The following is a 22,130-nucleotide window of genomic DNA, read 5'->3' on the forward strand; positions in this document are numbered from 1 at the left end:
AAACAAAAGTTCAAGACCTGGAAACTCCGGCTAAAATTTTAAATAATTTCCTAAAATTTCTAAACCCGGGCGGAAGGCAAAACTTGTTTCTCAAAGATGTTTTTGGCCGCCACTCAAACAGTAGAATTTTTTTTGACCGAAATTCTTTAAAATTTTATAACGCCTCCGTTTCCTAGGTCGGTTTTGATTCGGGTTTAAAAATTCACGATTGACTTATTGACCATTGACATTAAAACGCCACAGTCTTCAAGTTCAATCCTAAATTTTCTTGCCAACCCATGGCTATATTCATGTTTTGAACTGCCTGTCCGGAAGCTCCTTTCAACAAATTGTCAATCGCTGAGTGAATAACGGCAACATATCCACTCTTTTCTATATGAATCACACAACGATTGGTGTTGACAACCTGTTTTAAATCAATTGCTTTCTCACTTACCTTTACAAAAGGCGCATCTGCGTAAAAATCCTGATACAACTGAATGATATCTGAAAGTTCTAAATCTGTTTTCACCGTGGAACTCGTAAAAATTCCTCTCGCAAAATCTCCCCTCCATGGAACAAAATTCAGACTGATTTCATTCGTATTAAAAGAAACTAACTGCTGTAAAATCTCATCCACATGTTGGTGTGTCAATGTTTTATAAGCCGAAATATTATCGTTTCTCCACGTAAAATGCGTCGTCGGCTGCAAAGACTGACCGGCACCTGTTGAACCTGTAATTCCCGTTGTGTAAACTTCATTCAGCAATCCTTTTTCAGCTAAGGGAAGCAAAGCCAGTTGAATCGCCGTCGCAAAACATCCCGGATTCGCAATACTATTTGCTACCAATAGTTGTTTTTTGTTGATTTCGGGTAATCCGTAGATAAAATTTCTGTTCTCGAAATTACCATCCAAACGAAAATCGTTACCTAAATCGATGACTAGCGTTTCATCTTTTACAGCATTTTGAGTCAGCCAATTTTGACTTTCTTTGTGAGGAAGACATAAGAACAAAATGTCTACATCTTCAGGTTGATCTGTTAAAACCATTTCACAAACCATCGTTAAATCCGGGTACAAATCTGAAATTTTTGTCCCCGAATTCGAACGGCTATATAAAAAACTCAATGATATATTGGGATGAAAAGCCAACAGACGAACTAATTCGCTTCCTGTGTAGCCGTTGGCACCGATAATTCCTGCCGTCTTTTTGATACTAATCATATTATTGGTTTTCACGGATTTCGACCGCAAATATTATTGAACCCTATCGGGTTCTGATTGCTTGTTGATTTAATATTCCATAGGTTCCACCTATGGCTATTCGTATTGAACCCTGTGGGTTCGTCCTTATAATGCAGAATTAATCTGATGATATATATTTAAAGAATTGCTTACAATTTTCGTGTATCCTTTCACATCATCGCCTGTCCAAGCTCTGTTTGCTTCGCCATAGCTTCCGAATTTATCGGACATTAGATCATGCTTAGACTCAATTCCATTTAATATAAATCTGTATGGATGAAGGGTGACAAAAACTTTTCCGCTTACTTTTTTTTGAGAATCATCTAAGAAAGACTCAATATTTCTCATCACAGGATCTAGGAAAAGTGCTTCGTGAAGCCAGTTTCCGTACCAGTCAGCTAGCTGAGATTTCATCATCTGCTGATATTTTGAAAGCGTATGTTTTTCCAACAAATGGTGCGCTTTTATAATCACAGATGCCGCCGCCGCTTCAAAACCTACCCTACCTTTAATTCCGACAATCGTATCTCCAACGTGGATATCGCGACCGATTCCATACGCAGAAGCTAATTTTTCAATTTTTTGAATGGCATAAACCGAATGTTCAAAGTTTTCGCCGTTAACAGCTACAACTTCACCATTCTTGAAGTCAATTTCCATTTCGGAAGGCTGAGTTTCTTTAATCTGAGATGGAAAAGCTTCCTCGGGAAGATAATTTCGTGAAGTCAGGGTTTCTTTACCGCCAACTGAAGTTCCCCAAAGTCCTTTATTAACAGAATATTGTGCTTTTTGGAATTCCATTTCGTAGCCATGGCCTTTCAAAAATTCAATTTCTTCTTCACGAGACAAAGACAGATCACGAATCGGAGTAATAATTTCTACGTTCGAACACATCACCTGAAAAATCAAGTCGAAACGAACCTGGTCATTTCCGGCACCCGTACTTCCGTGAGCAATGGCATCAGCACCAATTTCAATCGCATATTTTGCAATTTCCTGCGCCTGAATCGTACGTTCAGCACTTACAGACAACGGATAGGTATTGTTTTTCAATACATTACCAAAGATCAGATACTTTACACAGGAATTATAGTAATCTTCCTGAGCATCAACGCACCTGTAATCTTTCACCCCAAGTTGAAAGGCTTTTTTCTCCAGTTCTTTTTCCTCTTCTTTAGAAAAACCTCCGGTATTTACAGTCACTGCGTATACTTCATATCCAAGTGTTTCGCTCAGATATTTGGCACAGTAAGAGGTATCGAGACCTCCGCTAAACGCTAAGATTACTTTCTTGCTCATTTTTTTGTCGATTTTCGGGTTGATTATTTTCAACACCATTTACTTTATTATTTTCAGGAACGAAAAGCATTGCTGTACAAAGGCAGTTTTTCCTTTCTTTTTTCATTAAAATTTCATAATTCACGCAACTTTTGCATCCGCTCCAAAACTCATCATCCTGCGTTAATTCAGAATAAATCACCGGTTTATATCCCAAATCACTGTTGATTTTCATCACCGCCAAACCTGTTGTTAAACCAAATATTTTTGCATTGGGAAATTTCTCTCGTGACAAAGCAAACACTCTGTCTTTGATTAAAGTTGCAATACCTCCATGCCTGAATTTTGGAGAAACAATCAACCCAGAATTGGCTACAAACTGACCGTGCGACCAGGTTTCGATATAGCAGAAACCTACCCATTCACCATTTTCAGTAGCGACTACAGCGTTACCTTCCGAAATTTTTTTACTTAAATATTCTATGGAACGTTTTGCGATTCCCGTTCCCCGTCGCTGTGCAGAATCATACATTTCCTGCTGTATTTCACTCACATACATTAAATGTTCGCATGAGGAAATTTGTATTTCCATTTATTTATCTGAATTTTTTGGCAAATTTAAAACATATTATCTTTAAAAAACAAATTAAAAAGATAATTTTATTGTTTAATTAATATTAACAGGTATAATTATCTTATTGTTAAAATTTAATATTGCTAAATTGTTATATATTTGCTAAAATACTATATATGGAAAATGTTTGTCCAAAATGCAAAAGTGAAAAAGTTGTAAAAAGCGGAATCATTAATGAGAAACAAAGATTCCACTGTAAGGATTGTAATTATTACTTTACCGTTAAAAAATTAGGTAAAAAAATCGACGATTACTATGTGACCAAAGCACTACAATTATATCTTGAAGGCTTAAGTTTCCGTGAGATAGAAAGGATTATCGGCGTTTCTCATGTAACTGTCAGTTCCTGGATCAAGAAATATAATATTACAAGACCACCCCACTCTGATTTTCATCCGGTTTATAAAATTTTAAAGCAAAATGAGTTGATCGAATACATTTCCAAAGAAGAAAACATTAAAGATTCAGGTTTAATTATCACTCAATTTGCTGACAAGTATATGTTGATTAAATGGGAAAGATTTAAAAAATAAATTCAAATATTTTTAGCATATTTCTGCTAAAATTAAATTTCAAGAATATCAATTTATTTATTTAATAAGCATCATATTAGATTATTGTAACTAAAATTTTTCTTAAATCTTTAAATTTTCCGACCCATCAATCATCATTTATCATTAATCAACTATACCATCACCACTAATATATACTGAATTTTTATAACTAAATTATTAATTCCAATTTGGCTTTCACAAAATAACAGCCAAAAAATTAATAATTTATGAAGAAAATATTAAGTTTTATTGGATTAGCTTTAATCAGCAGTTCTGTATATGGTCAGGGTTCTCCTGATTATGGAAATGGTTTAAAAATAAATTTAAATCCTGAAGGAGATAAATATGTCAGATTTATTCTTTGGGATCAGTTCTGGATCAGGAACACCGAAATGAACCCCGGAAGTATGGTTGGCGGCGAACCCACTGACAATACCTGGAATTTAGGAAACCGACGGGCACGTATTTTAGCCTACGCTCAAATCACGAAGCGTTACATGATTCTCACCCATTTCGGGATTAACAATCAGACCTTTATCAATGGTGGCGCAACCGGAACAACAGGAACCGGCGGCTACGGAAACGGTAAAAAACCTCAGCTTTTCTTTCATGATGCATGGAATGAATATGCAGTCGTAATGCCTGGCGAAGCAGGAAAATTCAGCTTAACATTAGGTGGCGGTCTTCATTATTACATGGGACTTTCTCGTATGACGATGGCTTCTACACTGAACTTTCTGACTTTGGATTCTCCGGTTTTCAGCTGGCCTTTAATTGACAATTCAGATCAGTTTGCGAGACAAATGGGGCTTTTTGCAAAAGGTAAATATGGAAAATTTGAATACCGGATGAGTTTAAACAAACCTTTCGCAACAGATTTAGTTCCGGCAAATACGCTGATTCCCGGAAATGAAGTCGCTGTCGACAACAACGGAAATCCAAACTGGTCTAAAGCCGGTTATTTTGAATATCAATTCTTAGATACAGAATCAAATCTTCTTCCCTTCAAAGTAGGTTCTTATTTAGGAACCAAAAAAGTTTTCAATCTTGGCGCAGGTTTCTATCATCAAGCCGAAGGAACGAGAACTTCAGTTAATTCCAATATCGAAAAACACGATATTACCCTACTTTCCGTAGATGCTTTTGCTGATATTCCTTTGGGTGAAGCAAAAAATAAAATGGCTGTTTCGGCCTACGCAGGATATTTCAACTATAATTTCGGACCCAATTACGTGAGAAATTTAGGTACAATGAACATCGCTGCTAACGACCCGAATTTTGTCGGACAAAGAGCTTTAGCTGGTCCCGGAAATCTACAACCAATGATCGGAACCGGAAATGTGGTTTATGCTCAGGCAGGTCTGTTATTGCCGAGTCAGGCAGAGAAACCGAAAATCAGAATTCAGCCATTTGCTGCTTATACATATAAAGATTTTGAAGCTTTTGATAAGCCATCGTCGCAGTTTGATGTAGGAGCCAACTGGTTTCTGGACGGTCATCACGCAAAAATCACGACACAGTATTCTACAAGACCTGTTTACACAAGTCCAACAGAAAACCCGAAATCTAAAGGCGAATTTATTGTCCAGCTTCAAATCTACTTATAAAAACCAATTCCATTTAAATTAATTATTAACAAAAAAAATCTATTAATATGAGCGAACAACACCACGATGTTTACGAGAATATGACAGATAAGCAGAAAAACCGCACCATCTGGAGCGTGATCACCGCATCGTCCCTCGGAACCTTGATAGAATGGTATGATTTCTATATTTTCGGAAGTCTGGCAGTCGTTTTGGCGACCAAATTCTTCCCCGCAGACAATCCTACTGCAGCATTTTTATCTACGCTGGCGACTTTTGCGGCTGGATTTGTAGTGAGACCTTTCGGAGCCCTGTTTTTCGGACGACTGGGAGACATCATCGGAAGAAAATATACTTTCTTGGTTACTTTATTGATCATGGGATTTTCGACCTTCCTGATTGGATGTATTCCGGGATATGAAACAATCGGATTTATGGCGCCGGTTTTAGTTTTAATCTTAAGACTTTTACAGGGATTGGCTTTAGGTGGAGAATACGGCGGTGCAGCAACTTATGTTGCGGAATATTCGCAGCCACACAGAAGAGGTTACTGGACTTCATGGATTCAGACTACCGCCACAGCAGGACTTTTCATTTCACTGATCGTTATTTTAATTACTAAAAATACACTTTCAGCAGAAGACTTTGACTCATGGGGATGGAGAGTTCCGTTCTGGATTTCAATCTTAATGGTTGGAGTTTCATATTTCATCAGAAAAAACATGAAGGAATCTCCGCTTTTTGCAAAGGCTAAAAGTGAAGGGAAAACTTCAAAAAATCCTTTAAAAGAAAGTTTCGGGAATAAATTCAATTTTAAATTTGTCTTATTGGCTTTATTCGGAGCTGCGATGGGACAAGGGGTCATCTGGTACACCGGACAGTTTTATGCGATGAGTTTCCTTCAAAAAGTAATGAACATCAATTCGATGCAGGTTGATTATCTGATGGCAACAGCACTTTTGATGGGAACACCGTTCTTCGTATTTTTCGGTTGGCTTTCAGATAAAATCGGGCGAAAAGCGATTATGATGACCGGAATGTTGGTTGCAATTTTAGCCTACAGACCGATTTACGACGCGATGTACAAAAGCGTTAATATAGAAGCAAAAACAGTTGCAAGTGAAGGTATTAAGGAAACGAGAATCGCGGCCATTCACAAAACGATTGCAACAGACAGTTTAGTTACATTTCACAAAGAAACGTCTTACACAGACGGAACTTTAATTAAAAAAGACAGCATCGTTCATTGGTCAGCCGCCGGTCCTGTGATGAAAGACGGAAAAGCGGAAGAGCCAAAAGTTTCAACATCAATTACCTTGAACGACGACACGAGATGGTATTTGGTCTTCCTTGTATTTATTCAGGTGATTTTTGTGACGATGGTTTACGGTCCGATTGCAGCATTTTTGGTTGAAATGTTCCCGGTGAGAATACGTTATACATCGATGTCGTTACCATATCATATTGGAAATGGGGTTTTTGGAGGATTGCTTCCCGCAGTGGCCACTTATCTCGTAACTTCCGGAAAAGATGCAGGACATGCGACGTGGTATCTTGAGGGACTTTGGTATCCGATCGGAGTTGCCGCAGTCTGTTTAGTCATCGGATTAATTTATCTGAAAAACAAGAACAATAATATCCACGATTAATAGGGATAATCACTTAAAAATTATTAATTTTAAATCTACTAAAATGAACGGATTAAAAAAAATATTAGGCATTGTATGGATTTTAGCCGCCCTGATCGTCGCCTATTTTGGAATAACGGTGATGGGCATCCCTAAAATCACATCAGGAAAACAGGAAGACCTTGTGTTCGGCATCATTATACTTTTTGTGTTGGTTCCGATTGTCACTGGTGGATTGGCCATCTTTGGATATTATTCATTGACTGGAGAATATTCTGACGAGAAATAAATTATAAATGATAGATGATAATTGATGAATGATTTCGGTCTGTTCATCAATTATCATTTTTAATAGAAGTTTTCCTCCCTTTAGGGCTGGGGAAAAGAAAACTTTTATTTAAATCTCATTCAAAATCAATAATATTAAAAGATATAAATCATTCACAAATCATCAATAATCACTTATGAAAAAGCGTCACGAGCAAAAACTGATTATTCTTAGCGTAGGTCTTTTGATTGCGTTCAGCATTCCGATTTCATTGCTCTTCAACAGTGAGAGGGAGGTTTTTGGTTACCCGATGATTCTTGTTTATTTTTTTGCAGTCTGGATGATTTCCATCATTATTTCTTTTGTAATCGTAAAAAAATATGATGAGTAGTTTCGCATTATTTATCGTTGTCCTTATTTATCTCGCACTTCTGTTCTTAGTTGCCCATTTGGCAGAGAAGAAAAAGAGTAAGATCTGGATTAATAACCCTTACATCTATGCACTATCGCTTGCTGTGTACTGCACCGCATGGACGTATTATGGAAGTATCGGCGTGGCAGCAACCAGCGGACTCAATTATTTACCGATTTATATTGGCCCGATCATGGTAATTCCGGCCTGGATTTACATAAATACCCGGATTGTCCGCATTTCGAGAGTCAACAAAATCAGCAGTTTGGCCGATTTCATTTCATTAAGATATGGAAACAGCCGGAGTTTCAGTGCAATCATCACTTTGGTTTGTCTGTTTGCAATTATTCCGTACATCGGATTGCAGATCAAAGCGATTTCCGAGACTTTTCATTTGGTTACAGAAACTAAATTTTCTCAAAATATTTTAACCGACAGCGGAACTTTTGTAGTCATTTTAATTGCTGTCTTCTCTTCATATTATGGAACAAAATATGTTGATGCCTCCGAAAAGCGTTTAGGAATTATTTCCGCCATTGCCCTGGAAAGTTTCCTGAAATTATTTTTCATTATAATTTTAGGATTATTCGTCATTTATTATGCATTCGACGGATTTTTAGACCTCTATCAAAAGGCGAGTAAATTTCCTGATTTTAAAGCAAAAAATACATTTAACGGAATTGAAGGCGCGATGAACTGGATGGTTCTCTGCATGATTTCAGGAACAGCCATCTGTATTTTACCGAGACAGTTTCACACCGCAATCGTTGAAAACAGACAGGAAAAACACATCAAAACTGCAATCTGGTTTTTCCCTCTTTATCTTTTGATATTTACGATTTTCATCTTCCCGATTGCCTGGGGCGGAAGATTGATTTTTAATGGACAAAATGTAAATCCTGAGTTCTACTCTATTCTCATCCCGCAACATTTTGACAATACTTTGATTACGGTTTTGGTGTTTCTGGGAGGTTTGAGTTCATGTATTTCAATGATCATTATTTCGGCGATCACTTTATCGATTATGCTTTCCAACAATCTGATTATTCCTTATGGTTTACTTGGAAAATTTAAAGCTGAAAATGAAGTTCAAAACACTCGGAACATTACCAACATCCGTAAATTCTCGATTTTCGGGTTGATTATCGTAGCTTTTGCTTTTTATAAATATTTTATTTTAAAAACCTCTTTAGATTCTGTCGGATTGATTTCCTTTGTAATCATTGCACAATTAGCACCTGCATTTTTTGGAGCGATATTCTGGCGAAGAGGTAGTTATCACGGCGCAGTGGCTGGACTTTTAGCTGGATTAATCATCTGCTATTTCGGATTGATTATTCCACAGTATTATTTTTCTTATAATTCTGAACTGAAAGGAGTTTTAAGAGATTTGTATAATGCTTTTCAATTTTTTGACATTTCATTTTTAACACGAATTCCTGAAATTTTCTTTTGGTCAATTTTGGTAAACACTGCCCTATTTACCATACTTTCCGTGAGTATGAAAGGAAATTACCGTGAAAGAAATTTTGCCGAATTGTATGTTGATATCGATAAATATATTCAAAACCACGAAAACGCATTTATTTGGCGTGGAACTGCTTATGTTTCTGATATTCAAAATATTCTGGAACGTTTTTTAGGCAAGAAAAAAACCGAACAGGCAATGCGGATCTTCAATATTAAATACAATATCGATTCACAAACAGAAACGGCCGATTCCAGATTTATTAAATTTTCGGAAAACCTTTTGGCAGGAAGAATCGGGACGGCTTCGGCAAAAATTCTGATTGAAGGCGTAACCAAGGAAGATAAAATTTCATTGAAGGAAGTTTTAAATATTCTGGAAGAATCAAAAGAAAATATTACGCTAAATAAAAAACTGACTGAGAAATCTGAAGAGCTGAAACAGCTTTCCAACGACCTGAGTGCAGCTAATGAAAATTTGATTGTAAAAGACCGTCAGAAAGATGATTTTCTGGATTCTGTTGCGCATGAACTGAGAACACCGATCACAGCAATCCGTTCGGCTGGAGAAATTTTAGCGGATGACGACGATATTCCGTTAGATATTAAAAGAGAATTTCTAAACAACATCATTACAGAATCTGACCGTTTGAGCGAAATTATTAATGACATTCTTTATCTGGACAATCTTCAACACGGCGAAATTGCATTAAACATTCAGGAAAATAACATTATTGAAACGTATAAAAAGGCTTTAAATCCTATCCTACATTTGATTCAGCAGAAATTTATTCATGTAAGCGAAGTTGATTTATTAAAGCATTACCAGTTTGAATACGATGAAGCGAGATTTATCCAGTTGTTTCAGAATATTTTAGGAAATGCTTTGAAATTCACCGATGAACAGGGAATTATACAGACGAAACTTTCAGAAAAAGACGATAATTTGATCATTAAAATTTTCAATACGGGGAAAAATATTCCCGAAGAAGATCTGGAAATGATTTTCGATAAATTTTATCAGTCTAAAAATCAAAACATTATAAAACCTACCGGAAGTGGCCTTGGATTGGCGATTTCCAAACGAATCATCGAAGCCCACAACGGAACTATAAAAGCAGAAAACAGCGGATTGGGTGTGACGTTTACCATCATTTTGCCAAAGATCAAAATAGCAGATGATGACACGGAACCCGAAGGGTTTAACAGAAGTAGCCCTGGATGAAATCGAGGCATGTGATTCGGCGAAACCAAAGCTGATATTGGAAGCAACTAACATCCAAATTTTAATCTCAGCAGTTTGGTTAAGGATATTAAAGTAGCATCAAACCTGTGGATGAAAGAATCTGGATTATTTGATGAGTTCGAAGGATGGCAGGAAGGCTATGGAGCATTTACAATATCGGTGAGAGAAAAGGTAACTCTTATAAATTATATTAAGAATCAAAAAGAACATCACAAAAAAGAGACGTTCATGGAAGAATTTAAAAGGTTATTGAATGAGAACGGGATTAAATTTGAAGGTGAAATTATTTAAAATTCAACCCTGCCGGGTTGTTTTGATGCGAATGATGATTAATATTCCATAGGATTCACCTACGGCTATTAAAAGTAAACCCTTCGGGTTCCCCAACATAAAAAAACAATGAAGTTGAATCATAAAGAAAATACACAATGAAAAAGATCTTAATCGCCGACGACGAACACAAGATATTAATGTCTCTGGAATACAGTTTCCGGAAAATCGGTTACGAAGTTTTTATTGCCAGAGACGGAACAGAGGTTTTGGAGTTTTTAAAAACCATCGTTCCAGACGTGATTTTACTCGATATTATGATGCCCAATCTTGACGGCTACAGCACTTTAGAAGAAATTAAAAAGAATGAAAATTTAAACAATACTAAAGTTCTGTTCCTCAGTGCCAAAAACAATCCGAAAGATATTGAGAAAGGCCTGGAAATGGGAGCTGACGCGTACGTAACAAAGCCATATTCTATTAAAAAACTGATTTCTCAGATTGAGGAACTGTTGATTAATTAAACACGAATATCATAAATAAAAGTGCTCAAATGATTTAGTGCAATTCGTGAAAAAATTCGTGCAATTCGTGTTTTAAAAACAACAAATTATGAACACAGATAATTTATTTAAACAAAGCATAGAAAACAGAGAGCAGTTCTGGAAAGAACAGGCTCAGGAAATTTCGTGGTTTGATTTTCCAGAAACAATTATTTCAAAGGACGGATATGATTACACCCAATGGTTTGCGGACGGAAAACTCAACATGTCTTATCTCTGCATCGACAAACATATTGAAGACGGTTTTGGAGAAGAAACAGCGATTATCTACGATTCTCCCGTTACCAATCAGAAATTAAAATACACCTTTAATCAGGCTAAAAAAGAAATTTCAAAATTAGCTGGCGGATTGGTTTCTTTAGGCTTAAAAAAAGGCGATACCGCAGTCATTTATATGCCAATGATTCCTCAGACGCTTTTTGCGATGTTGGCCTGTGCGAGAATCGGCGTAATTCACAATGTGGTTTTCGGAGGTTTTGCACCTCATGAACTGGTTGTGAGAATCGATGACTGCAAGCCAAAAGCATTAATTACCGCCACTGCCGGAATTGAAATTGCCAAAAGAATTCCCTATTTGCCATTGGTTGAAAAAGCAATAGAACTGGCGCAGGATAAAGTCGAAAACATCATTGTTTTTAACAGAAGATTAATCGACAATCAGGATGAAATGTTTGAAGGCATCATCGATTACGAAGAGTTGGTTGAAAAGTCTGAGCCTGCAGATTGTGTTTCTGTGGAATCGAATCATCCGCTTTATCTTTTATATACTTCAGGAACTACCGGAAAACCAAAAGGAATCACGAGAGATACCGGCGGTTATGCAACTGCTTTGAAATTTTCCATGAAATATATCTATGGAATTGAACAGGGTGAAACGTTTTGGGCGGCTTCCGATTTTGGTTGGGCAGTCGGTCACAGTTACAGCGTTTACGGACCTTTAATCAACAGAAACACCACGATTATTTTCGAAGGAAAGCCAATTATGACTCCCGATGCAGGAACTTTTTGGAGAATTATTTCTGAGTATAAAGTTTCCGCAATGTTTACCGCTCCTACAGCCATCAGAGCGATTAAAAAAGAAGATCCGAATGGCGAACTGGTAAAAAAATATGATTTAAGCCATTTCAAAAAGCAGTTTTTGGCAGGCGAAAGATGCGATGTTGCAACTTTGGATTGGTTTGAAAAGTATATCGGTGTACCCGCCATCGACCATTGGTGGCAGACAGAATCAGGCTCGCCGATGTTAGGCTTACTCACTTTTGATAATAAATATAAAATTAAAAGAGCTTCCGCGGGAAAACCGATTCCAGGATATGATATCAAAATTTTTGATGAAAATGGATATGAAGTGGATGAGCATAAAGAAGGATATTTAGTTATCAAACTTCCGCTTCCTCCCGGAGCAATGCTGGGAATTTGGAATGATTACGAACGTTTTGAGAAAAGTTATTTATCTCAGTACAACGGTTATTATTTTTCAGGAGACGGTGCCATTAAAGATGAAGACGGATATATTTTCATCACAGGAAGAGTGGACGATGTCATCAACGTAGCCGGCCACCGACTTTCAACTTCGGAAATGGAAGAAATTGTTTCCTCGCATCCCGATGTTGCCGAATGCGCTGTTGTCGGAATTGATGATGAATTACGCGGACAGGTTCCTTTTGCAGCAGTCGTTTTAAAAAATGGCTCAGAAATTTCTGAAAAAGACGTTGAAAAGGAAATTGTTCTGAAAGTCAGAGAAAAAATCGGAGCAGTGGCTTTTCTAAAATCTGTGATGGTCGTAAAAAGACTTCCCAAAACCCGTTCAGGAAAGATTTTAAGAAAACTGATCAGAACGATTATAGATGGTAAAGAATTTCAGATTCCGTCGACGATTGATGATGAAATGATTATTGAGGAATTAAAGGAGAAGATTCTGCAGTACAGAAATTCGTAAAGTAAAGCATTATGACAGAAATTATCAAAGCAAATGCTGATGACAACAGGATTTTAACCGAGATTACAAAAAGATCAAAGGCTTACTGGGGATATTCGGATGAACAAATAAATGAATGGTCAGATTTGTTAACCATCACTTCAGAATATATCCAAAGCAATGAAGTTTATAAATTAGTTATCAACCAATCTGCTGTTGCTTATTATTCTTATTTCGAAATTGAAAATAACAGCGTGAGACTGGACAATCTTTTTGTTTTACCTGAAAATATGCGTAAAGGTTATGGTAAATTATTAATGAATGATTTCATCTTAAAAATAAAACAAAGCAAAAGATCAAGAATAATTCTTGACGCCGACCCAAATGCACAGAAATTTTATGAAAGTTTCGGATTTGTAAAATCAGGTCAGATAGAAACATCAATTAAAGACAGATTTTTACCAATCATGGAGCTCAATATTGATTAAATTGTTGAAAATTCATTTAAAATAGACACCACTTTGCTTATGTAAGTGAAACGGCTTCGTGAGACTAAATGCAGCATGAATAAAAAAAACTCTTTGACCTTCGTGTTCAAATTAAAACACAACAAAACAATTTAAATAAAAAAATTAAATAATAAATAATTCTAAAAAGAAAAAGTATGAGAAATTACGTGATAGAAGATTTACCGCACTACTTTGAAGAGTACAAAAAATCAATCAAAAACCCGAAAAAATTCTGGGATAAAGTGGCTGACCAAAATTTTGTATGGTACCAAAGATGGAGCAAAGTGGTAAAATATGATATGAATGAGGCAAAAATCACATGGTTTAAAGATGCTAAATTAAATATCACTAAAAACTGCCTCGACAGACACCTTTCCGTACGTGGCGAAAAAACAGCAATCATCTGGGAACCCAACGATCCGAAAGAAGAAGCTCAGCATATTTCCTACAACGAACTGTATGAAAGAGTCAACAAAACAGCCAATGTTTTGAAAGACATGGGCATCGAGAAAGGCGACAGAGTCTGCATCTATCTTCCGATGATTCCAGAATTGGCGGTTACAATGTTGGCCTGTGCGAAAATCGGAGCAGTACATTCAGTTATTTTCGCCGGATTTTCAGCTTCGGCAGTCGTTTCTAGAGTGAATGACTGCGGCGCAAAAATGCTGATCACTTCAGACGGAAGTTACAGAGGCAACAAAGTTTTAGATTTAAAATCAATCATCGACGAAGCCTTGGAAAAATGTCCTACCGTAGAAAAAACTCTGGTGGTCAAAAGAACCAACAACGAAATAAAAATAAAGGAAGGCAGAGATTTCTGGATGGCTGACCTGTACGAAAAAGCCTCTGCCGATTTCGTAACGATCATTATGGATGCCGAAGATCCTCTGTTTATTCTGTACACATCAGGTTCTACTGGAAAACCAAAAGGAATGCTTCACACATCGGCAGGTTACATGGTTTATTCAGCGTACACGTTTAAAAATGTTTTCAATTATCAGGAAAATGACATTTATTGGTGTACTGCAGATATCGGATGGATCACAGGGCACTCTTACATTTTATACGGACCACTTTTAAATGGTGCAACCACTGTTATTTTCGAAGGAGTTCCAACCTATCCTGAGCCTGACAGATTCTGGGAAGTTATTGAAAAGCATAAAGTCACTCAATTTTACACTGCACCAACCGCCATCCGTTCTTTGGCTAAAGAAAGCGCTGAGTGGGTTGATAAACATGATTTAAGCTCATTGAGAGTGATCGGATCTGTGGGAGAACCTATTAACGATGAAGCCTGGCATTGGTTCAACGATCACGTAGGAAGAAAAAAATGTCCGATCGTCGATACGTGGTGGCAGACTGAAACCGGCGGAATTATGATTTCTCCTATCCCATTTGTTACGCCGACCAAACCGACGTATGCTACACTTCCATTACCGGGAATTCAGCCGGTTCTGATGGATGACAAACGCAATGAAATCACAGGAAATCAGGTGACAGGAAATCTCTGCATCCGTTTTCCATGGCCGGGAATTGCGAGAACGATTTGGGGCGACCATCAAAGATATAAGGAAACTTATTTCTCAGCATTTCCAGGGAAATATTTCACGGGTGATGGTGCTTTGAGAGACGAAGTGGGTTATTACAGAATTACAGGCCGTGTGGACGATGTGGTAATTGTTTCCGGACATAATTTAGGAACCGCACCAATTGAAGACAGCATCAACGAACATCCAGCGGTTGCAGAATCTGCGATTGTTGGTTTCCCGCATGATATAAAAGGAAGTGCTTTGTATGGTTTCGTAATTTTAAAAGACAGTGGCGCCGGCCGTCAGAAAGAAAATCTGAAAAAAGAAATTAATCAACTGATCTCAGATCAGATCGGTCCAATTGCAAAGCTTGATAAAATTCAGTTTGTTTCCGGGCTGCCGAAAACACGTTCAGGAAAGATTATGCGAAGAATTTTGAGAAAGATTGCGGAAGGAGACTTCTCGAATTTCGGGGATACTTCTACTCTTCTTAATCCTGAAATTGTGGAGGAAATTAAAAACGAGAGAATTTAATTTTATTTAAATAATTTACAGCCTGTTTAATTTTTAGACAGGCTTTTTAATTTAAAATTTACTTGATGAAACTAATCTATTTATTAATCGGAATTTTTCTTTTGCAATCCTGCGGGAGAAAAAAACTTAATGAAGATGAAATTTTAGAAATCATACATTCAAATGAAAGTTATGAAAATATGAATCTTAAAAAGGATTTTTTAACGGGTAACGAATTTATAGATTCAACAACAGCTTTTAAAAAAATTCTTAATCAAGAAAATTTTAAACCTATCTATGAAGCTGATTTTAACAATGACGGTAAGAAAGACTATCTGTTAAATCTTGCTGATCCAAGGGCTTTAGATAACAATAACGTTGTCAAACCTCACATAAGCGAACACAATTATAATTCTGCACTGTTAATTAGTGGTAATAAAAGTTATCGACTTTTAAATCCGGGAAAAGGAAGAATCTATGAAGTTATTGCGTCGAAAATAATCCAGTTTAACAACCAACCTTTAATTAAACTGATCTCTTATCATCAAGGTTTTGATAATTCTTTTCATTTATTTGATATTGATACTTTGATGATTAAAAACAATGAATTGATGGAATATTATTCTGACAGTAAAAAGCATACAGTCGAAAAAATAATTTTCACCAAAAATGAACATTTTCCACCCGTAAGATTATACCAATTAACATTAACAAAAGATTCTTTAATTCTACATTCTGACCATTATAAAAATTTAAAAGGAAATTTTTCAGGTGACGGCTACTATAGTTTCGAAAAGATGGTGAACGGTCTTAATCAAGTTAATTTCATAAAAATAAATGAAAAATATCCATTTTCAAACGATGATTTTTCAGAGTCAACCGAAATTATTTTCGATAATGGAAAATCAAAAAAATTTTACGATTATAATGGAAAGAGATATTTGTTTCTAATGAATTTTTATGAAAAAATAGACACCCTCATAAGTAATCAAAAATGGACTGAAATAATACATTCGTCCAAACGAAATAATAGATAAAGTCTTAATATTTTTTAAATTATTATCGATAAAATAAAAAATTTAATATTTATTTAAATTTTTCACAATGATGTTAAAATATTTTGTACCTTTAAGTCAAATCCAAAACCAATTATTATGTCCACAATTATTACCGGTGTCTTCCAAAGACACAGCGACTATAAAAGACTCGAAATCGAGCTGGAAATGGCAGGTTTTGATAATGCAGACTACATCGTATATATCACAGACGAGCATCACCAATCTCCCTACATGACGAGCGTTCAGATCTCAGATCAGATTCAGGAGAACACTGTAAGGAAGGTTTTTGCTGAAAATTCTGTGCTGAAGACTTACCACTTTGAAAACATGAGCATCAGTGAGGCATCCTATTCCACCATAAAAAAGTATATAGATGCCAAAAACAAAACCGAGATTCACGCTACTCCAGATTTAAAGTTCAAAGGTGCCACTAACGGCATGGACTCTGAGGTGAAATTTTAAAAAAAAACTAATACTGAAATAAAACTGATAACCGGAATCCGCAGCTAAAAACTGCGGATTTTTTTTGCTCGTATAAATTGATAACTGCATTTATTTTTCGTATTTTCGTCTACGTAAAGCCTTCGCAAATGAGTTATGACCTGGAACAGGAGAATAAAGAAATTCTCGCAAGATATAAAGATCTGATTTCTAATACGTACCGTACTTTAGATGAAGAACACAACAAACTGATAAGAAAGGCTTTTGATATCGCTTTGGACGCTCACAAAGACCAAAGAAGAAAATCCGGAGAACCCTATATTTATCATCCTATCGCTGTGGCCAAAATTGTTGCCACAGAAATCGGTCTTGGAGCTACCTCCATTGCCTGCGCACTGCTGCACGATGTGATTGAAGATTCAGATTACACTTTTGAAGATCTGCAGAAAATATTCGGGTCGAAAATTGCCGAGATCGTAAATGGTCTTACCAAAATTTCGATCATGAACCATCAGAATATTTCGGTTCAGTCTGAAAATTACAGAAAACTGTTGCTCACACTTTCCGAAGATTTCAGAGTGATTCTGATCAAAATTGCAGACCGTCTTCACAACATGCGGACTCTTGAAAGTATGGCACCCGACAAGCAGAAGAAAATTGCTTCCGAAACGGTCTACATTTACGCTCCGATGGCGCACCGATTAGGATTATACTACATTAAATCTGAGCTTGAAGATCTCTCATTAAAGTACAATAATCCGGAAGTTTATAATGAAATCACTTCCAAACTCGAACTCGCCAAAGAATCGAGGGAAAAATATATTGAAGAGTTTAAAAACGAAGTTTCAGACCGTCTGCAGGATGAAGGTTTGAATTTCAGCATCAAAGGAAGGGCAAAAGCAATTTCTTCAATTTACAGGAAAATGCTTAAACAAGGCGTTTCCTTCGAGGAAGTTTATGATAATTATGCCATCAGAATTACCTACAAATCCGATGCAAAAAACGAGAAATTTCTTGCGTGGAAAATCTATTCAATCGTAACGGATGTTTACCATTCCAATCCATCAAGGATGAGAGACTGGATTACGCAGCCCCGTTCCACAGGGTACGAAAGTTTGCACCTAACCGTTTTGGGACCAGACAGAAAGTGGATTGAAGTACAGATCCGTTCTGAAAGAATGGATGACATTGCTGAAAAGGGTGTTGCAGCTCATTATAAATACAAAGAAGGCTATAAACAAAGCACTGAAGACCGTAATTTTGAAAAATGGGTTACAGAGATCAGGGATGTTCTGGAACAGCAGCAAAATCTTTCCACATCTGAACTTTTAGATAATATTAAACTTAATCTATATTCAAAAGAAGTCTTCGTATTTACTCCAAAGGGTGAAATTAAAATTCTTCCAACCAATGCTTCTGCTCTGGATTTTGCATTTTCGGTGCATTCAGATTTGGGAATGAAATGTTTGGGCGCGAAAATTAATGGTAAACTGGTTCCGATTTCCTACAAACTTCAAAATGGAGATCAGATTGATATTCTTTCTTCGCAAAACCAAAAACCAAAATCCGACTGGCTCGAATTTGTAGTTACATCTAAAGCTAAGTCTAAAATCAAAGGATTCCTTAATTCACAGAAAAACTCTTTGGTAGAAGAAGGTAAAGAAATACTGCAGAGAAAACTCCGTCATGCTAAAATCAATTTTAATGATGAAGAAGTCAACAAACTTCAGAAATTCTTTAATCTTAAAACTTCTCAGGAATTATTTTTAAAATTCCAAAGCAACGAACTTGATGTCAGCAGCTTAAGAAAGTATATTGAAAGTAAAAATGTTTTCAATAACCTGCTTTCAAGATTCAGAAAATCACCGACCAAGAACGTTCATTACGAGGAGCCGAAAGAGCAGAATCTCGACATGATCGTGTTTGGTAAAGATGAAGAGAAATTAAATTATTCTTATGCTAAATGCTGTACCGTAATTCCGGGAGATAAAATTTTTGGTTTTATCACCATTTCTGAAGGAATAAAAGTTCACAGCGACACCTGTCCGAATGCCATCAACCTCCGTGCACAGTACGATTACCGTGTGATTCCTGCCAAATGGGTGAATGAAGAAAGCTTTAAAAACAGAGTGAAAATTGAGATCGAAGGTCTCGACAGAATGGGTATGATCAACGATATTACCACCGTAATCAGTGGCGCAATGGGCATGGACATGAAAAGCATGTCGATAGAATCCAACGACGGAATTTTTACAGGAAACATCAATCTTGAGGTGAAACACACAGGACAGCTCGAAGAAACCTTTAAAAAACTCAAAAATATTAACGGGGTTTCGAGGGTGAGAAGACTGTAAAAGATGAAGTTAAGTGTTTATTTTAAGAAATTTTTTCAAAGCAGTCAATCCTCGGGAATTTTATTGATTTTCTGTGTTGCTGTGGCATTAACCATTGCAAATTCCCCGCTGGGAAAAGGTTTTCAGGATTTTCTGGATTTTGAAATGGGTTTTGACAAAATACATTTAAAATATTCTGTAAGCAGCTGGATCAATGATGGACTGATGGCCATTTTCTTTCTTCTGGTCGGACTTGAAATTAAAAGAGAGTTGATGGAAGGTGAACTTTCGTCTTTCAAAAACGCATCATTACCTGTGTTTGCAGCGATTGGAGGAATGCTGGTTCCTGCATTGATATTTGCCGGGCTAAATCCAGAAAATAAGTACAGCAACGGCTGGGGAATCCCGATGGCTACTGATATTGCATTTTCTTTAGCCGTAATTGCTCTTTTAGGTAAAAGAGTACCCGCGTCTCTCAAAATTTTTCTTGCAGCACTGGCAATTGTTGATGATTTGGGAGCTATTTTGGTGATTGCCATATTTTACACTGAACAAATTCACTGGATTTATCTTCTCCTGTCATTCGGGGTTACTGCAGCTTTATTTATTTTAAATTTTCTGAAAATTAAAAAATTTATTTTCTATCTCATTCCCGGAATATTTCTATGGTATTTTCTACATCATTCCGGAATTCACGCAACCATTGCAGGAGTGATTGTAGCATTAAGTATTTCGACCAATACATCTGAAACAAAAATTTCACCTTTAGAAAAGCTGGAACATTCGCTTCACATTCCGGTAGGTTTTTTCATAATGCCTCTCTTTGCTTTAACCAACACCAATATTGAATTTAAAAGCGGAATGACAGATGTTTTAACCAGTGGTTTAGGTGCAGGAATTATCGGTGGACTTGTTGTAGGAAAACTAATTGGAATTAATTTATTTTCTCTGATTGCGATTAAACTGAAAATCAGTTCGCTTCCTCAAAATTCCTCATGGAGTCAGATGACAGGTGTCGGTTTACTTGCAGGAATAGGATTCACAATGTCGATATTTATTGCACTGCTTTCATTTAAAAATGATGTGCAGATTCAGAATGAAGCCAAGTTTGCCGTCCTGATTGCTTCTGTCATTGCTGCAGTTTCAGGTGCTTTGGTCTTAAGAATAAGTCCTGCAAAAATCAAAGAAGATTTTCAGGATTAGTTTTTGGTAAGGCTCCACGTTCCTTTTGCACTTCCCATTTCCCACGTTCCGCTTTTGTTCTGCAGATTTCCATAAATAATAAAGCCCTGAGGCGATTTTACTGTCGTATTGAAAGAAGACCCGATAAGACTGGTCCAGTAAAAATCCGTTCCACCATTTGCACTTCGTGTCACTCCCGCGGAAGCATCTTTGGCAACATTCACTGTAAGGCTGCCGCTGAGATCGCCGGAATAAGTTCCCGTCCATTTTCCCATAAATTCTGAAGTGAAATTTCCCTGAGCTCTCTTTTCTTCAGCCTGATCGAGAATGTGCTCACAAGACTGCAGACTTATTAATGCACAGATTATAAATAATTTAATTGCCGGTTTTTTCATCAACGTTTTTCTTTGGTTTTAATTCTTCTTTAGCTGCCTCCTTTTCATCACTGTCAGAAACGGGTTCGAAAGTTGTTGAAATAACCGGGCTGTTTTCGTTTTTTAACTCATCAGCAAGTAATTTTTCTACCCTGAGTTTTCTCAATGCCATATTCAGTTCATTTCCAAAAAGCAGTAGATATACATTGACGTTAATCCATACCATTAAAAGGATCATACTTCCGATTGAACCGTATAAAACATTATATCTGGCAATATTTTTAACGTAAAGCGTAAAGAAATAAGTGGTAATGATGAATAAAACAGTGGTAAGAATAGCTCCCGGAACAGCCTGCCTGAAACGTACAATCTTCACAGTTCCCAACCAATAAAATAATGTTAAAAGCAAAAAGAAAAATACCGGAAATGAAACAAAACCAATAATTGCGGAAAGGTTTTTTGTCAGCCATGTAATATTATCGCTGGGCGTAAAAAGTTTCATTACAACTTCCACATAATAAACGCCGAAAAGAGCAAGGAAAACAATGGTTACAAAACCAATTGTGATAAAAAATGAAAGGATGAACTCCTTAACATCGGTCAGTTTTTCATCAGACTTTTCATTGAAGCCGCTGATAAGGGCGAAAGTTCCGTTGGTGGCAAAAATCAGGGCTATAAGAATGGTTAAATTGCTTATTCCCTTCATATTGGGAATAATATTATCTTCAATATAGGATCTTACATCTCCTTCAATATTGCTCGGGAAAATATTGTGCATCAACACCTCAAAAATATAAAACTGGAGTTTGTCGTAATGAGGCATGTATGGTAAAACCGAAAGCAGGAACAGTATAAACGGAAAGAGACTTAAGGTAAAGTTCCAGGAAATTCCGGCAGCTTTTCTGCCGATTCTGTCTTTGAAAACCCCTGCAAAATAGATCTGAAACATTTCCCAAAGAGAAATTCCCAGAACAGGTAGGTGAATATCTTCGAAAAATTTCTGAATCTTCAGGAAAACTTTGGGAGTTTTAATAGCCATTTTAGTCTAATCTTTTAAAATTGAAATTCCGTCAGTCAGAATTTCAAATTGCAAAATATTTTCAAATCTTGTAAAAGTAAACAATTAAAATGATTTTCAAAAA

The 22,130-nt window shown here is 36.5% G+C and carries 19 protein-coding genes and 1 pseudogene; 15 read left to right on the forward strand and 5 right to left on the reverse strand.

The window, feature by feature from the left end:
- Positions 1-229: 229 nt before the first annotated feature.
- The 3 genes from argC to ASG21_RS11835 all read right to left on the reverse strand — a co-directional run bounded on the left by argC (position 230) and on the right by ASG21_RS11835 (position 3,095).
- Positions 230-1,204 (reverse strand): N-acetyl-gamma-glutamyl-phosphate reductase, encoded by a 975-nt coding sequence (gene argC, locus ASG21_RS11825; protein WP_056080138.1) that lies wholly within the window; start codon positions 1,202-1,204, stop codon positions 230-232.
- Between the two features lie 126 nt (positions 1,205-1,330).
- Complete coding sequence (locus ASG21_RS11830) at positions 1,331-2,524, reverse strand: argininosuccinate synthase domain-containing protein (RefSeq protein ID WP_056082371.1); 1,194 nt, start codon at positions 2,522-2,524, stop codon at positions 1,331-1,333.
- A complete protein-coding gene (locus tag ASG21_RS11835; protein ID WP_082482419.1) occupies positions 2,496-3,095 on the reverse strand; it encodes a GNAT family N-acetyltransferase in 600 nt (199 codons plus the stop codon). Before ASG21_RS11835 ends, ASG21_RS11830 begins: the two co-directional genes overlap by 29 nt.
- 158 nt (positions 3,096-3,253) lie before the next feature.
- Here ASG21_RS11835 and ASG21_RS11840 point away from each other — a divergent pair, with 158 nt between their 5' ends.
- The 15 genes and pseudogenes from ASG21_RS11840 (at position 3,254) to nhaA (ending at position 20,635) form a co-directional block, all read left to right on the forward strand.
- Positions 3,254-3,670 carry a helix-turn-helix domain-containing protein gene (locus ASG21_RS11840; RefSeq protein WP_056080141.1) on the forward strand — a complete coding sequence of 139 codons (417 nt, stop codon included), beginning with the start codon at positions 3,254-3,256 and terminating at the stop codon, positions 3,668-3,670.
- 248 nt (positions 3,671-3,918) lie between these two features.
- Complete coding sequence (locus ASG21_RS11845; protein WP_056080144.1) at positions 3,919-5,298, forward strand: hypothetical protein; 1,380 nt, start codon at positions 3,919-3,921, stop codon at positions 5,296-5,298.
- A 47-nt stretch (positions 5,299-5,345) separates the two neighbouring features.
- The gene (locus ASG21_RS11850; protein WP_056080146.1) at positions 5,346-6,926 is read left to right on the forward strand and encodes an MFS transporter; all 1,581 of its coding nucleotides are present in this window, start codon (positions 5,346-5,348) and stop codon (positions 6,924-6,926) included.
- 43 nt (positions 6,927-6,969) lie between these two features.
- Positions 6,970-7,194: a DUF6814 family protein gene (locus tag ASG21_RS11855; RefSeq protein WP_056080148.1), complete on the forward strand. Its 225-nt coding sequence runs from the start codon at positions 6,970-6,972 to the stop codon at positions 7,192-7,194.
- A 175-nt stretch (positions 7,195-7,369) separates the two neighbouring features.
- A complete protein-coding gene (locus tag ASG21_RS11860; protein ID WP_047442934.1) occupies positions 7,370-7,564 on the forward strand; it encodes a hypothetical protein in 195 nt (64 codons plus the stop codon).
- On the forward strand, positions 7,554-10,277 hold the full coding sequence (locus ASG21_RS11865) for an ATP-binding protein (protein ID WP_128414290.1): 2,724 nt from the start codon (positions 7,554-7,556) through the stop codon (positions 10,275-10,277). Before ASG21_RS11860 ends, ASG21_RS11865 begins: the two co-directional genes overlap by 11 nt.
- 63 nt (positions 10,278-10,340) lie before the next feature.
- Positions 10,341-10,589 (forward strand): annotated as a pseudogene (locus tag ASG21_RS11870) (transposase); the annotation flags it as partial.
- A gap of 137 nt (positions 10,590-10,726) precedes the next feature.
- Positions 10,727-11,092, forward strand: coding sequence for a response regulator (locus tag ASG21_RS11875; RefSeq protein ID WP_056080159.1), 366 nt, complete (start codon positions 10,727-10,729; stop codon positions 11,090-11,092).
- Between the two features lie 88 nt (positions 11,093-11,180).
- A complete protein-coding gene (locus ASG21_RS11880; protein ID WP_056080161.1) occupies positions 11,181-13,070 on the forward strand; it encodes an AMP-binding protein in 1,890 nt (629 codons plus the stop codon).
- An 11-nt stretch (positions 13,071-13,081) separates the two neighbouring features.
- The gene (locus ASG21_RS11885; RefSeq protein WP_056080164.1) at positions 13,082-13,537 is read left to right on the forward strand and encodes a GNAT family N-acetyltransferase; all 456 of its coding nucleotides are present in this window, start codon (positions 13,082-13,084) and stop codon (positions 13,535-13,537) included.
- Between the two features lie 176 nt (positions 13,538-13,713).
- Positions 13,714-15,621: an acetate--CoA ligase gene (acs, locus tag ASG21_RS11890; protein ID WP_056080167.1), complete on the forward strand. Its 1,908-nt coding sequence runs from the start codon at positions 13,714-13,716 to the stop codon at positions 15,619-15,621.
- A 65-nt stretch (positions 15,622-15,686) separates the two neighbouring features.
- Complete coding sequence (locus ASG21_RS11895) at positions 15,687-16,637, forward strand: hypothetical protein (protein WP_056080170.1); 951 nt, start codon at positions 15,687-15,689, stop codon at positions 16,635-16,637.
- Positions 16,638-16,754: 117 nt separating this feature from the next.
- Positions 16,755-17,120: a hypothetical protein gene (locus ASG21_RS11900; RefSeq protein ID WP_056080173.1), complete on the forward strand. Its 366-nt coding sequence runs from the start codon at positions 16,755-16,757 to the stop codon at positions 17,118-17,120.
- 128 nt (positions 17,121-17,248) lie between these two features.
- Positions 17,249-19,453, forward strand: a complete 2,205-nt coding sequence (locus ASG21_RS11905) for a RelA/SpoT family protein (RefSeq protein ID WP_056080175.1) — start codon at positions 17,249-17,251, stop codon at positions 19,451-19,453.
- Between the two features lie 3 nt (positions 19,454-19,456).
- Positions 19,457-20,635: a Na+/H+ antiporter NhaA gene (nhaA, locus tag ASG21_RS11910; protein ID WP_056080178.1), complete on the forward strand. Its 1,179-nt coding sequence runs from the start codon at positions 19,457-19,459 to the stop codon at positions 20,633-20,635.
- On the opposite strand, the gene ASG21_RS11915 is transcribed toward nhaA, so the two are convergent.
- Both ASG21_RS11915 and ASG21_RS11920 read right to left on the reverse strand, forming a co-directional pair.
- A complete protein-coding gene (locus ASG21_RS11915) occupies positions 20,632-21,009 on the reverse strand; it encodes a hypothetical protein (protein WP_056080183.1) in 378 nt (125 codons plus the stop codon). The genes nhaA and ASG21_RS11915 overlap by 4 nt on opposite strands.
- On the reverse strand, positions 20,990-22,027 hold the full coding sequence (locus ASG21_RS11920) for a YihY/virulence factor BrkB family protein (RefSeq protein WP_056080186.1): 1,038 nt from the start codon (positions 22,025-22,027) through the stop codon (positions 20,990-20,992). Before ASG21_RS11920 ends, ASG21_RS11915 begins: the two co-directional genes overlap by 20 nt.
- Positions 22,028-22,130 lie beyond the last annotated feature (103 nt).

The organism is Chryseobacterium sp. Leaf394, from assembly GCF_001424105.1.
In the GTDB taxonomy this organism is placed as follows: domain Bacteria; phylum Bacteroidota; class Bacteroidia; order Flavobacteriales; family Weeksellaceae; genus Chryseobacterium.